This window comes from Kocuria coralli, from assembly GCF_008831305.1.
Classification (GTDB): domain Bacteria; phylum Actinomycetota; class Actinomycetes; order Actinomycetales; family Micrococcaceae; genus Kocuria; species Kocuria coralli.
This window is the reverse complement of sequence record NZ_ML708622.1, coordinates 23,015-36,703: the sequence shown is the minus strand read 5'-3', so window position 1 is coordinate 36,703 and position 13,689 is coordinate 23,015. Positions and strand designations below refer to the sequence as shown.

The window sequence follows — 13,689 nt, the reverse complement described above, 5'->3', positions numbered from 1 at the left end:
GGCAAGAAACCCACTGCAACTCCCTCCGGTGCGCGTACCGGGATCCCTAACGTTGTAGCTGTACGTGAGGACGCGTTCAGACCCGGACGGCGGCCTCACCGGACCGCCGGGACGTCACGATCGTCCCGGCTGCGCGAAGGAGGAGCCGCATGACCGCACAGACCACCGATCGCCCCGTCCACGACGAGGACGTCGACCCCGGAGCGCGAGCCTGGCGTGGTTTCGCGGCCGGTCCGTGGCAGACGGACATCGACGTCCGCGACTTCATCCAGCGCAACTACACCCCCTACGACGGGGACTCCGCCTTCCTCGAGGATGCCACCGAGCGCACGACCGGCATCTGGCAGAAGCTGCTCGAGATGTTCCCGGCCGAACGGGAGAAGGGCGTCTACGACATCGACGCCACGACGCCGTCGACCATCACCTCCCACCGGCCCGGCTACATCGACGCCGAGCAGGAGATCATCGTGGGTCTGCAGACCGACGCCCCGCTCAAGCGCTCCATCATGCCCAACGGCGGATGGCGCATGGTCAAGAGTTCGCTGCAGACCTACGGCTACCCCGTCGACGAGAACCTCGAGAAGGTCTACTCGACCTACCGCAAGACCCACAACGACGGCGTCTTCGACGTCTACTCCCCCAACGTGCGGGCCGCACGCTCCTCCCACGTGGTGACGGGCCTGCCCGACGCCTACGGACGCGGCCGCATCATCGGCGACTACCGCCGCGTCGCCCTCTACGGCGTCGACGCCCTGGTCGAGGGCAAGCTGCGTGAGCGCGCGGAGCTGGACCTCTACCCCGCCGAGGAGAAGGTGATCCGCGAGCGCGAGGAGAACGCGGAGCAGGTCCGCGCCCTGCGCGAGCTCGAGCAGATGGCCCGCTCCTACGGCTTCGACATCTCCGGCCCCGCTGCCAATGCCACCGAGGCCGTGCAGTGGCTGTACTTCGCTTATCTGGGCGCGGTCAAGGAGCAGAACGGCGCCGCCATGTCCTTCGGCCGCAATACCGCCTTCCTCGACGCCTACTTCACCCGGGACCTCGCCGAGGGCACGCTGACGGAGTCCGAGGTCCAGGAGATCGTCGACGACCTGGTGATCAAGCTGCGTATCGTGCGCTTCCTGCGCACCCCCGAATACGACCAGCTCTTCTCGGGTGATCCGACCTGGGTCACCGAGTCGATCGGAGGCATGGGCGCCGACGGGCGGACCCTTGTCACCAGGACCTCGTTCCGCTTCCTGCAGACCCTGTACAACCTGGGCCCGGCCCCCGAGCCGAACCTGACCGTGTTCTGGTCGGCGGAGCTTCCCGAAGGCTTCAAGCGCTTCTGCGCGCAGGTCTCGATCGACACCTCGGCCATCCAGTTCGGGTCCGACGAACTGATCCGCGACGCCTGCGGCGACGATGCCGCGATCGCCTGCTGCGTCTCCCCGATGACCGTGGGCAAGCAGATGCAGTTCTTCGGCGCCCGGGTCAACGTGGCCAAATCGCTGCTCTACGCGATCAACGGTGGCCGCGACGAGGTCTCCGGGCAGCAGATCGCCCCCGAGTCCCCCGCGGTCACCGGCGAGGTCCTGGACTTCGACGACGTCTGGGAGAAGTTCCTGGTCCTGCTGGACTGGCTGGCCGCCACCTACGTCGAGGCGCTGAACTGCATTCACTACATGCACGACAAGTACGCCTATGAGCGCCTGGAGATGGCCCTGCACGACCGCGAGGTGCTGCGCACCATGGCGTGCGGCATCGCCGGGCTGTCGGTGACCGCCGACTCCCTGTCCGCGATCAGGTACGCCACGGTGCGGCCGGTGCGCGATGACACCGGGCTGGTGGTGGACTACGAGATCGAGGGCGAGTTCCCCGCCTACGGTAACGATGACGACCGCGCCGACGAGATCGCCGTGCGGATCGTGCACGAGTTCATGGAGCGGATCCGCCGCCACCCGACCTACCGGGACGCCGTGCACACCCAGTCGGTGCTGACCATCACCTCGAACGTGGTCTACGGCAAGGCCACCGGCAACACCCCGGACGGCCGCAGGCTCGGTGAGCCCTTCGCCCCCGGTGCCAATCCGTCCAACGGCCGTGACACCCACGGCATGCTGGCCTCCGCGCTGTCCGTGGCCAAGCTGCCGTTCGGCGAGGCCATGGACGGGATCTCGCTGACCAGCACCGTGGTGCCCAGCGGGCTCGGACGTACCCGGGACGAGCAGGTCACCAACCTGGTCGGCCTGCTGGATGCGCAGAACCTCTCCGACGGCTACCACATGAACATCAACGTGCTGAACCGGGAGACGCTCGAGGACGCCATGGTCCATCCGGAGGACTACCCGCAGCTGACGGTCCGGGTCTCCGGCTACGCGGTGAACTTCGTGCGGCTGACCAGGGAGCAGCAGCTCGACGTGCTCTCCCGCACCTTCCACGACCGCGTCTGAGCCGGTCCCGCCGGCAGCCGCCCTGCCGTACCTCGCCAGGGCACGGCAGGGCGGCTGCCGCCCCGGACCCCTCGGGCAGCGACGAATCGAGCGGAGAACCATGCCCGGAACACGCACCATCCACCCCAGATTCACACCGTCGGAGGGCTCAGTCGCGGCCATGCGACCCACCGAGGCGGTGTCCCCCGTCGGCCACGGGGCCCCGGCACGACCGCGCAGCCGCGGAACGGCCTCCGGACTGCCCGAGACCCTGGCGGAGCTCCACCGGGAGCTCCTGCCGCTGGACGACGACGGAGCACCACTCCATCACGAGAAGGTCCAGGCCCTGCATGCGGGGCGGATCGGGTCGATCCATTCGTGGGAGCTCGTGACCGCCGTCGACGGGCCGGGCACGCGGATGACCCTGTTCCTCTCCGGTTGCCCGTTGCGGTGCCAGTACTGCCACAACCCGGACACCATGCAGCTCAAGAGCGGCACGCTGCAGCCGGTCGAGGAGGTGCTCCGGCGGATCAGGCGCTACCGGAAGGTCTTCGCGGCAACGGGCGGAGGGCTCACCATCTCCGGGGGCGAGCCGTTGTTCCAGCACCGGTTCGTACGCCGCATCCTGCGCGGCGCCCGCGAGATGGGGGTTCACACCGCCCTGGACACCTCCGGTTTCCTGGGCCGGGTCGCCGACGATGAGCTGCTCGACGACGTGGACCTCGTGCTGCTGGACGTGAAATCCGGCACCGAGGCCGTCTACCGGGAGACCACCGGCCGCGCCCTGGCCCCCACCATCGCGTTCGGCGACAGGCTGGCCGCCATGCGGAAGCCCCTGTGGATCCGCTTCGTCCTGGTCCCCGGCCTCACGGACGCCCCGGAGAACATCGAGGCCGTCGCGGACATCGTCGCGCAATGGGGCTCCGTGGAACGGGTCGAGGTGCTGCCCTTCCACACCATGGGCGCGGACAAATGGGCCGCACTGGGGCTGGACTACACCCTCGGAGGCACCCAGCCGCCGACGGCGCGGGAGACGGAAGCGGCTCGCGACCGGTTCCGCGCCAGGGGGCTCACCGTGTACTGAGCAGTTCGTCCGCCCGCGCCCGAGCCCATTCCTCGGCGGCCAGAACGGTCTCGACGCTGAGCTCCCGGGCCGGTTCGTGCTCGTCGACCACACGGGCCACGGTGTCCACGATGTCCAGGAACCCGATCCTGCCGTCGTGGAAGGCCAGCACCGCCTGCTCATTGGCCGCGTTGTAGACCGCGGGCGTGGTGGGGCTCTTGGCGGCCGCCCGCTTGATCAGGCGCACGGCCGGAAACGCGTCCTCATCCAGCGGCTCGAAGCTCCAGGAGGTGGCCCGGGACCAGTCGCACGGTGCCGCAGCCCCGGGGACCCGGTGCGGCCAGCCCAGCCCCAGGGCGATCGGCAGGCGCATGTCGGGCGGTGAGGCCTGGGCGATCGTGGAACCGTCTGTGAACTGCACCATGGAGTGCACCACGGACTGGGGATGGACCACGACGTCGATCCGTTCCAGCGGGACGCCGAACAGCAGATGGGCCTCGAGCACCTCCAGAGCCTTGTTGACCATGGTGGCCGAATTGGTGGTGACCATCAGGCCCATGTCCCAGGTGGGATGCGCCAGCGCGTCGGAGGGCTGCACCTCCAGCAGCTCGCTCCGTGCCCGTCCCCGGAACGGGCCGCCCGAGGCCGTCAGGACCAGGCGGTCCACCTCCGCGGACGTCCCAGAGCGGAGGGCCTGAGCCAGCGCGGAGTGTTCGGAGTCCACGGGGATGAGCGGATCCTCGTGGGGGGAGGCGGCAACCGCCTCGTCGATCAGGGCCCCGCCGGCGATCAAGGACTCCTTGTTCGCAAGGGCCAGGAGCTTGCCGGACTCCAGGGCGGCGAGCGTCGGAGCCAGTCCGATCGAGCCCGTGATCCCGTTGAGCACCAGGTCCGCGGTCTCCACGGCAGCGGCCCGGGTCGCCGCGTCGGGTCCGTGGATCACCTGCGGGCGATACCCCGCCGCCCCGGCGTCCCCGGCGCACGTGGAGATGAGCTCGGCCAGGCGGGCGGCGTCGTCACCGTCACCGCTGGTGGCCACCAGCTCTGGGCGGGTCTCCACCGCCTGCCGGGCCAGCAGCTCCAGGTTGGACCGCCCCGCGGACAGGGCCGTCACGATGAAGACCTCCCGCTGCGCCTCCCGGCGGGCCCCGCGGATCACGTCGAGGGCCTGGGTACCGATCGATCCCGTGGAGCCGAGGATGCTCACCCGGCGCGGGCGGTGCTCCAGCAGGGACTCCCACAGGTGAGGGGGTCGTCCGGTGGATGGGTTCTCGGTGCGGGCCATGCCCCCAGTATGACCGACCCGTCGCCGGCGGTGAGTGGGATAAAGTTCTGTCTGAGGCGCACAGGAACGGGAGAGCACTGCAGGCATCTTCGATCTCCCGGGCACGGCCGATCACAGGGGCGGCGCGACTACGCCGGTGCGCCGCGGCGAGACCGTCGACGGGGAACCGGCGGTCGCACCCTGGACTACCGTTGCAGAGAGACACCAGAGGCATGGGGATTTCATGATGATGTTTGCTCGTAGACAGGCTTCGAAGGCGCCCGCTCCGGTCGAGGCCCGTCCCGGGGATCTCGCGGAGGCGGGCAGCGCCGGGAGAGGACGGTGGACGCGGGGAGTCTACGGCGGCGCCGTCACGGGGGCGCTGGTCCTCGGTCTGGTGGCGTGCACCTCCCCCGAACCGCAGCCAGAAGGCGAGACGCTCCCCGAGCGGAACGCTCCCGGACGCGGCGAGTTCTACGCTCATAAGGAGAACTCCTACTACACCGACGTCGGCATGATCGCCAGCAGTTCGCAGGGCGAGACCCAGGCGGATCTGGAGGAGCTCGAGAACCTCCCCATCGCCGAGTGGATCGCCGACACCAAGAAGATCGACGACGGCTACGTCGCGCAGACCGTTCAGGCTGCCTCCGAGCAGGGGCAGCTGCCGTTGTTCGTGGCCTACAACATCCCCGAGCGCGATGTCGGCAACCACTCCACCGGGGGCGTGGACTCCGACGGCGAGTACGAGGGCTGGATCACGGCGCTGAGCGAGCAGATCGGCGACAACGGCGCCGTCGTGGTCCTCGAGCCGGACGCCCTCGCGCACCTGCCCGACCTGTCCGACGAGGAGGCGGAGGCCAGGGTCGGCCTGCTGGCGAACGCCCTGGACACCCTCCACGCGAACTCCAACACGGCCACCTACCTCGACGCCGGCAACGCCACCTGGCGCGACCCCGAGTTGACGGCCGATCTGCTCAAGAGGGTGGAAGAGCAGAGCCAGCACGGCGTCGAAGGCATCTCTCTCAACGTCGCCAACTTCATCTCCGAGGAGGACACCCGCGCCTACGCCGAAGAGGTGCAGGAAGCGTTCGGGAAGCCGCTGTACGTCCTGATCGACAACTCCCGCAACGGCGACCCGGAGGGCGTCGCCGAGGGCGATTGGTGCAACCCCGTGGGACAGCGCGTCGGGGCCATCGACACCACCTTCGATCCCGACGAGCCCGTCGAGGTCGCCTACATCAAGGTGCTCGGCCAATCCGACGGTGAGTGCGGCATCAGCCAGCGACCCGCCGGGGAATTCGACGGCGAGCTGCTGCTCGAGCAGGTCGGCGGGCGGTCCGAGACCCCGGCGGAATAGCACGGCCCCGGGTAGGCGGACCACGCCCGCCCGGATACACCAGTACCCCCGCACCGCCTTCTACGGGCGGTGCGGGGGTACTGGTGTTTGGAGGCTTGCGACCCGTGAGCCGGCTAGTGACCGGCGTGCCCCGCGTGCTCGGCAGCGGGGGCCTCGGCGTCGGCAGGTTCCCCGGCGCCCTCCCCCGTGACGTGCGTCCACGCGGCTTCCGACGGCACACCACGCTCGTCGACCACGACCACCATGTAATGGGCGTCCGGGACGAGCGCCGGATTGTCGGGGATGTGACCGATGAGCTCACCGTTCTCGCCGACCGTGAACGGCACGTCCACCATCCGCTGATTGGTGTCGGTGACGTGAGTCACCGCGCTGGGCACCATGAGCCGGACGTGCTCGATCGCCGAGTTCTGCACCTGGTCGGCCTCGATCACGATCTCCGATCCCCGTGAAGAGGTCTCGGGGACGGAGGTGATGGCCGGCCGATCGGTCAGCTCCCCGTCCTCGCCGTACAGATACGGCGGGGTGAAGATCTCGATGCGCTGGTCGAACTTGCCCGGCTGCGTGTTCTCCTCGTCGGCGTACAGCGGGTCGCTGCCGGCCACGAGGATCTGCCCATTGGGGAGCATGATCGCCGTGCTGTGGTAGTTGCGGCCCACCTCCGGCTCCGCCATGTCCGCGAGCGCACCGGTCTCGTGGTCGAGCATGTAGCTCTTGAAGATGTCCGACGCCCCGCGCCCGCGGTAGTCGCGCGAACCGTTCGTGATGAACATGTCGCCCGTGGGCAGGGTGACCAGGTTCGGGTAGCGGGTCTGGTCGGGCAGGTCGGCCAGGGCCTCGAACTCCGGGGCCTCAGAGTCGAGATCGATGACGTCGATCCGCCCCGTCGCCTCTTCCGAGTGGCCGATTCCGCCGCCGCCGACCACGACCAGCCGCTGGTCGTTGACCGGGCCGAGCCACGAGGCCGAGCCGGTCTCCAGCAGGTCGGGGTCCCGGAGGCCTGGGACGATGTCGAAGGTGTTATCGGTCAGGTCCCAGAACCCCGGGTCGCGGCCCTGGTCGTGCGGGCCCCAGCCCGTCGAGGGACCGGCGGAGAAGAGGACGTCCTCCTCCGCGGTCTGGAAGACCGCGGGGTAGGTGGGGAAGAACCGGCGCAGGTCCTCGCGTTCGGTCCACTTCTTGGTGTCCGGGTCGTACACCTCGTTCTGGCCGTCGAGGATATTGCCCGCGGCGTCCAAACCGGACAACGCGATGACGTGACCGTCATGCATCGAGGTCAGCGTGGGGTACCACCGGGCGTAGTTCATGGGGTCGCCCTTGATGTACTTCTTCTGGAAGGGATCGAACTCGTAGGAGACGTCGATGCCCTGGTACTCCTTCTTGGACATGTCGATCGCCGCCGAGTACCCGTGGAGATTCTCGCGGTCGTCGCCCTTCATGTCCTCGACCACGAACTGGTCGCCCTCCGGGAGCATGCCCGCCTCGCCGTCTTCGACGCTGTTGATGTAGACGTTGCGCTCCGTGGACGACACGTCCCAGGAGGTGTCGTCCACCTGGGTCTTCTTGGCCGCCGGCACGGTGATGTCGGAGTCCGTGACGTACTCCTTGCCGCTCTTGAGCCCCTTGACGGTGGTCCCGGCCTCGACGATGTACTCCTTGTCGGGGTTCTCGTTGACGAGCGTCAGCACCCCGCCGGCGGCCTCCTTGTTCTCGGGCAGCACCTCGTAGCCCTGGGTGCCCCCGGCCACCAGGACGTTGCCGTTCGGCAGGTGCGCGTGCCCGTTGCAGAAGAGGTCCTCCGGGGTGTCGATCAGCTCCCCCTCCCCCGTCTCCGGGGAGTACAGGAGCGTCTGGAACGTACCGGCCTCGAAGTGCTTCGCGTCATTGCCCGATCCGGCGATCAGGAGAACGTCGCCGGTGGGCAGCAGCACCGAATGGATCGCGTTGATCTTCAGATCGGCGTCGATGTCCAGGAGGTCCCACTTGCCGAACTCCGCCTTGTACTCAGGGGTGTTGATCCGCCACTCGTGGACGTAGGCGGTAGTGGTCGGAATGATGAAGGCGGGAAGGCTGACCGCGAGCAGTGCCCCCGTGGCCACCACGGGTACGAGGCGGCGCGGCTTCCATTTGCTGGTTCGAGTTTTTTCCATAGTTTTTTGCTTCTCAGGTCAGAACGCTCAGGGCCGCGGGGCGCCTGGTGCTGGTGGGTACTGTTTCCTGGCCGGCCATGAGCTCTTCGAACTGAGAGTCCAGGCTCCCGCCCAGGCGGTCGACGACGGCTCCGTCCCCGGCGGGGAGCGCCCGCCTCTGGGCGTGGAGCTCGCAACGCCACAGGACGGCGGGAGCAAGCGCGATGGCGATGCCCATGATCGGCCAGGACATCGATGCCAGGGGCATGTGGCCGAGGGAGATCGCGACGCCCAGCATCGCGGCGTAGAACGCGGCCCACATGATGTTGATCCGGAACGTGAACAGGCTGTCCCCCGAGGCCTTGGCGCCCTTCGGGGTCACGGAGAAGCCGACCGGGCGGCGGAGGAGGGTCTTGACGAGAGCCGCCGCATAGATGGGCGCCGACACGACGCTCATGAACATCCCGTAGATCCCGTAGGAGAACCGCTCCTCGTACGGACTGGTGTTGTACCGCCGCATCACGCTGTAGAGCGTGATCTGGAAGAAGGCCACCCAGCCGTAGAAGATCGCCCAGTGCGAGGGGTCCACGGCGATGGCGGTCGGGCCCCACACGGCCGTCACCACCATATTGGCCGCCGCGAGCAGCCAGAGGACGCCCATGATGCCGTAGAACGACATCATGATGTTGTAGTGCATGACGCCCAGCGGGTTCCGCCACATCCGCAGCGTGTTCCACAGGAGCTTCCCGCTCAGCACGTACTCGATGGCGCCACGCGACCAGCGGTCCTGCTGTTTGAAGAAAGCGCCCCAGGTCGCAGGGCCTTCCCCGTGCGCCAGGAGATCCGGCGTGTACACCGCCTTCCACTGCTTCCTGGTGGCCGGGTTGCACCGGCTGAGGATCGCCAGGGAGGTGGCCATGTCCTCCGTGATCGACGGCTGGATGCCGCCGACCTGCTGGAGGACGCTCATCCGGACGGCGTAGCTGGTGCCCACGAGCATCGGGGCCCGCGCGGCGTTCGCCCCCGTCTGGGAGACCGTGTGGAAGACGAACTGCTGCGACTCCGCCAGCCTGGCCACGACGGAGCGGCGAGCGTTCTCGTAGCTCTGCGGGCCGGCCACGTAGGCCACGTTGGCATCACGGAAGTACCCCAGCATGCGCCGGGCGAACTCGGGCATGGGGATGTGATCGGGATCCAGCCCCATCATGATGTCGAACGTCCCGTAGACCTCGGGGTGGCGCCAGATCTTGTCCAGCGCAGCGTTGATGTTGCCGTGCTTGGTCTTCGCCTCGAACCGCCCCTTGGGCTGGTTGTACACGCGCTGACCATGGCGGGATATCCGCTGCACGCGGTGGCCGGGCAGGCGGTTGACGCGCTGGATGATCGGATTCACCACACCGCCGTCGCCCTCGTCGAAGACGAAGATCTCGAGCTGGTTCGCCGGGTAGTCGATCCTCTGCGCCTCCTGCAGGAGGCTCTCCAGCATCGCCGCGTCCTCGGAGGACGGCACGAAGGTGACGATGAGCGCGACCCGATGATCGTCGCGCGCACGGGGCAGCACCGGCTTCTTGGCCAGCAGCGCCGTCCACGACAACGAGATGGTGAAGGTGGTGCGCAGCAGGTCGGCGACGAACGCCAGAGCGATACCTACCGTGAGCACCCCGGCCACGTAGCCGTAGTACGCCTGCCAAACCAGGTAGGCGAAAGAAAACCCCACCGCGAGCAGGGCGACAAAAAGTGTGAGAATCCACCTCCCGGCGGATTCTTGCATTCGACGGAACGAGATCTTGGTATCCCGTGTTTCCTGTGGCTCTCCGACGACGAAAGCTTTTTCGAGCTCCGTCTCGTCAAGGCAAACCCCCATTATTTCCCCCTGTTTCCGTGCGCGCGTCACACCGACGGTGGATCTGCCGCAGCGCGGGCCCTGTGATTCCCCCTCAACAAGGCGACCGCGAAATGTGAACGCACGCTTCACGAGTCATGCCCACTCCGTTCCCCCGGAGTCGAGCGATGACATCCACATCATAGGAGTTTCAGCGCGGCTGAGCTTCCGCTGAGACTCTTATGACCACAGAGAACAGAGTGTTACGCATCGGTCTGTTACGAACTCCGACGGCTCGGGCGGAGCCGTCGGAGCAGACTGCGCCCCCATGGGGTTCTGCACCGCGGGCGCGGGGTCATTCCGCATATGACGAGGTCAGAAGGCACTGGCCGCCCGACAGGCCCGCTTCCGCCGGCCTGTCCGGGTGCCCGTGCCGCCAGGTGCGCGGGGCATCTCACGACCGGATCATCCCCTCGTGGCGCGGCGGCGATGCCGGGGATGTGATACCTCTCATGCTCTAGTCGCGGGTTTTCGCCTGCGTACCGTCGAATTCGCAGCGTTCAGCCTCTCCCGTGCCTCGTTTTCCCAGGTCAGGACAACTGATGCATGGTCCGTCACTATGCGTAACGCGGCAGGGAGGATATCTTCCCGGAGTCCGGTAGGTGAAGGCATCACCGGTGAAATCAGTTCAAAGCCCCATGTCACCCGGGATTTCCTCACCTGCAGGAATTGTGCGCCGGGTCGAATACAGGGCTGCCTTTGCGAGCACTGCCGGGCGGGGCCGCGAAACGCCGAACCTATACCTCCGGGGTGGATCCCCGGCGCCACCTGCGGGATCACGGCGATCGCCATTGTTCTGTGGTCTTTGTCACGGACCGGCGTCGAGGCCATTCAGATGACATAAAACCCCTCCGCGGCCCGTCAGGGCCCCGAAGGGGTTTTACCGTCCGCGTCGAGGACTATCGCATCAACGACCCGCGCGGTTGCCGCGGCCTGCGACCAGGCCCCAGACGAACAGCACGACGAGTGCGCCGATGACGGCCACGATCAGTGAGAAGATCCAACCGCTGCCTTCCATGTCGATGCCGGGCAGGACAGAGATGATGAAACCTCCGATGACTGCACCGACGATGCCGAGCAGCATGGTCACGACGATGCCGCCGCCCTGCTTGCCGGGCATGATGAGCTTGGCCAGCGCACCGGCGATCAAGCCCAGGACGATCCATCCGATAATGGAGCCGATCATGAGATTCTCTTTCCGTAGGTTTCCCCATGGGGGACGCTGAGGACATTTCATCAGCATACTGATCGCTGATGACGATACCGAGCCTACTCGACCCGGGGCTCGAAAGCGTCCACCGTGCATGAGACTTATGCCATTCCGGCTCCTGCCGTCCTCGACTCGAGCGCGACGCGGAGAAGGCCTGGCGAACGAGCGGGGCATCGCCTCAGGACAGGATGCGCTCACAGTCGCGGCCCGGCACCTTCAGGTACCGGACCGCGACTGTGAGCGTATCAGCGAAGCGGATCAGTGCTGAACGGGCGCCTCCGCACCCACACCGGTCATGGAGCGGACCTCCATCTCGGCCTGCTTCTTCAGGTCCTCCTTGTAGGGGTCGGTCTTGGAACCGATGAACCCGAGGAGGAAGGAGGCAGGGATGGACACCAGGCCCGGGTTGGTCAGCGGGAACCAGGCGAAGTCCACGCCCGCGATCATCGCGGTCTCGGCCCCGGACATGACCGGGGAGAAGATGATCAGGCCCACCGAGATGATCAGGCCGCCGTACATCGACCACACTGCACCGCGGGTGGTGAATCCCCTCCAGTACAGCGAGTACAGGATGGTGGGCAGGTTGGCCGACGCCGCGACGGCGAAGGCCAGGGCGACCAGGAAGGCCACGTTCTGCCCCTGCGCGCCGATGCCGCCCAGGATCGAGACGATACCGATGACCACCACGGTGATCTTGGCGACGCGCAGCTCCTCCTTGCCGCTGGACTTGCCCTTCTTGATCACGTTCGAATAGATGTCATGGGCGAAGGACGCCGAGGCCGTGATGGCCAGGCCGGCGACCACGGCCAGGATGGTGGCGAAGGCCACCGCCGCGATGACGCCGAGCAGCACCGAGCCGCCGAGTTCGAAGGCCAGGAGCGGTGCGGCCGAGTTCACGCCACCGGGAGCACTGAGGATGCGCTCCTCGCCGATCAGAGCCGCCGCAGCGAAGCCCAGGACCAGGGTGAACAGGTAGAACAAGCCGATCAGGGCGATCGCCCACACCACGGAGACGCGGGCCTCCTTGGCCGTGGGGACGGTGTAGAAGCGCATCAGCACGTGGGGCAGTCCCGCCGCGCCGAAGACCAGCGCCATGCCGAGAGAGAGGAAGTCCAGCTTGGTGATGCTGTCCTCGCCGTAGCGCAGGCCGGGCTCCAGGATCGCGGCGTTGTTGGCGACGTCGACGGCCTCCCCGAGCATGGCCGAGAAGTTGAACCCGAACAGGGCCAGTGCCCAGATGGTCATGATGCCGACGCCGGTCATCAGCAGGCACGCCTTGATGATCTGCACCCAGGTGGTGCCCTTCATGCCGCCGATGAGCACGTAGGCGATCATCAGGGAGCCGACGACGACGATGACGAGCGACTGGCCCCAGCCCGAGTGGATGCCCATGAGCAGGGAGACCAGTGCCCCGGCACCGGCCATCTGCGCGAGCAGGTAGAAGAAGGTCACGCACAACGTGGAGGTCGCGGCGGCGATCCGGACGGGCCGCTGCCGCAGGCGGAAGGAGAGAACGTCGGCCATCGTGAACTTGCCGGTGTTGCGCAGCGGCTCGGCGATGAGCAGCAGCGCGACGAGCCAGGCCACCAGGAAGCCGATGGAGTACAGGAAGCCGTCGTACCCCTGCAGGGCGATCGCGCCCACGATGCCCAGGAAGGAGGCCGCCGACAGGTAGTCGCCCGCGATCGCGAGCCCGTTCTGCTGGCCCGAGAAGGACCGGCCGCCGGCGAAGTAGTCCGCGGCGGTCGAGGTGTACTTCGAGGCCCGCAGCACGACCACCATGGTCACGACCACGAAGGCCCCGAAGATCAGCATGTTCAGCCAGGGCGTGCCGACGGTCTCGGTCGCCTCGGCTGCTGGAAGCATTACGTTCATGGATCAGGCCTCCTCGGCGAGGGTCGAGCCGGGACGGGCCGCACCATTGCGTCCCGCGAAATCACCGGCCTCGAGGGTTGCGCGCAGATCCCGCGCCTGCGGGTCCAGGCTCTTGTTGGCGAAGGCCACGTACAGGCCGGTGATACCGAACGTGGTGACGAACTGCAGGAGGCCCAGGATGATGCCCAGGTTCACATTGCCGATGACCTGGATCGACATGAAGTCCGTCGCGTAGATGGACAGGAGCACGTACAGCGCGAACCAGACCAGGAAGAAGACGGTCATGGGAACGACGAACTTGCGGTGCGTGGACCGGAGAGATTCGAACTCGGGCGAGCGCTGCGCCGCCACGAAGTCCTCGGCCGTCGGTTCGGCCGGTGAGGGGTGCTCTGACACGGGAGTCCTCTCGTAAAGAACGTATGTGACAGGTGTCACAGTAGGGACTCGCTTACATTATCCTTACGTTTGCCTGGCACCAAGCTCGGTATCGCAAATCGAGCTCCC

Annotated in this window: 9 protein-coding genes; 3 read left to right on the top strand and 6 right to left on the bottom strand. The window is 67.2% G+C overall.

Annotated elements, in window-relative coordinates; genetic code table 11:
- Nucleotides 1-149 precede the first annotated feature (149 nt).
- Complete coding sequence (gene pflB / locus FCK90_RS11335; protein WP_158034417.1) at nucleotides 150-2,429, top strand: formate C-acetyltransferase; 2,280 nt, start codon at nucleotides 150-152, stop codon at nucleotides 2,427-2,429.
- A 160-nt stretch (nucleotides 2,430-2,589) separates the two neighbouring features.
- Complete coding sequence (pflA, locus tag FCK90_RS11330) at nucleotides 2,590-3,492, top strand: pyruvate formate-lyase-activating protein (protein ID WP_158034416.1); 903 nt, start codon at nucleotides 2,590-2,592, stop codon at nucleotides 3,490-3,492.
- Here the strand turns inward: pflA and dxr are convergent.
- Nucleotides 3,479-4,756 carry a 1-deoxy-D-xylulose-5-phosphate reductoisomerase gene (gene dxr / locus FCK90_RS11325; protein WP_158034415.1) on the bottom strand — a complete coding sequence of 426 codons (1,278 nt, stop codon included), beginning with the start codon at nucleotides 4,754-4,756 and terminating at the stop codon, nucleotides 3,479-3,481. The two genes, pflA and dxr, sit on opposite strands and share 14 nt — an antisense overlap.
- A gap of 223 nt (nucleotides 4,757-4,979) precedes the next feature.
- On the opposite strand from dxr, the gene FCK90_RS11320 reads away from it, so the two are divergent.
- Nucleotides 4,980-6,092 (top strand): glycoside hydrolase family 6 protein, encoded by a 1,113-nt coding sequence (locus FCK90_RS11320; protein WP_158034414.1) that lies wholly within the window; start codon nucleotides 4,980-4,982, stop codon nucleotides 6,090-6,092.
- Nucleotides 6,093-6,205: 113 nt separating this feature from the next.
- On the opposite strand, the gene glxA is transcribed toward FCK90_RS11320, so the two are convergent.
- The 5 genes from glxA to FCK90_RS11295 all read right to left on the bottom strand — a co-directional run bounded on the left by glxA (nucleotide 6,206) and on the right by FCK90_RS11295 (nucleotide 13,581).
- Nucleotides 6,206-8,239, bottom strand: coding sequence for a radical copper oxidase GlxA (gene glxA / locus FCK90_RS11315; protein WP_158034413.1), 2,034 nt, complete (start codon nucleotides 8,237-8,239; stop codon nucleotides 6,206-6,208).
- A 13-nt stretch (nucleotides 8,240-8,252) separates the two neighbouring features.
- Nucleotides 8,253-9,935, bottom strand: a complete 1,683-nt coding sequence (locus tag FCK90_RS11310; protein ID WP_181954299.1) for a glycosyltransferase — start codon at nucleotides 9,933-9,935, stop codon at nucleotides 8,253-8,255.
- Nucleotides 9,936-11,007: 1,072 nt separating this feature from the next.
- Complete coding sequence (locus FCK90_RS11305) at nucleotides 11,008-11,286, bottom strand: GlsB/YeaQ/YmgE family stress response membrane protein (protein WP_158034411.1); 279 nt, start codon at nucleotides 11,284-11,286, stop codon at nucleotides 11,008-11,010.
- Between the two features lie 282 nt (nucleotides 11,287-11,568).
- Nucleotides 11,569-13,185 carry a solute symporter family protein gene (locus FCK90_RS11300; RefSeq protein ID WP_158034410.1) on the bottom strand — a complete coding sequence of 539 codons (1,617 nt, stop codon included), beginning with the start codon at nucleotides 13,183-13,185 and terminating at the stop codon, nucleotides 11,569-11,571.
- A gap of 3 nt (nucleotides 13,186-13,188) precedes the next feature.
- Complete coding sequence (locus FCK90_RS11295) at nucleotides 13,189-13,581, bottom strand: DUF485 domain-containing protein (RefSeq protein WP_158034409.1); 393 nt, start codon at nucleotides 13,579-13,581, stop codon at nucleotides 13,189-13,191.
- Between the last annotated feature and the right edge of the window lie 108 nt (nucleotides 13,582-13,689).

Bases quoted from the DNA above. Each gene is read 5' to 3' on its own strand.
- pflB (WP_158034417.1), top strand. From the start codon at position 150: ATGACCGCACAGACCACCGATCGCCCCGTCCACGACGAGGACGTCGAC.
- pflA (WP_158034416.1), top strand. From the start codon at position 2,590: ATGCGACCCACCGAGGCGGTGTCCCCCGTCGGCCACGGGGCCCCGGCA.
- dxr (WP_158034415.1), bottom strand. From the start codon at position 4,756: ATGGCCCGCACCGAGAACCCATCCACCGGACGACCCCCTCACCTGTGG.
- FCK90_RS11320 (WP_158034414.1), top strand. From the start codon at position 4,980: ATGATGATGTTTGCTCGTAGACAGGCTTCGAAGGCGCCCGCTCCGGTC.
- glxA (WP_158034413.1), bottom strand. From the start codon at position 8,239: ATGGAAAAAACTCGAACCAGCAAATGGAAGCCGCGCCGCCTCGTACCC.
- FCK90_RS11305 (WP_158034411.1), bottom strand. From the start codon at position 11,286: ATGATCGGCTCCATTATCGGATGGATCGTCCTGGGCTTGATCGCCGGT.
- FCK90_RS11300 (WP_158034410.1), bottom strand. From the start codon at position 13,185: ATGAACGTAATGCTTCCAGCAGCCGAGGCGACCGAGACCGTCGGCACG.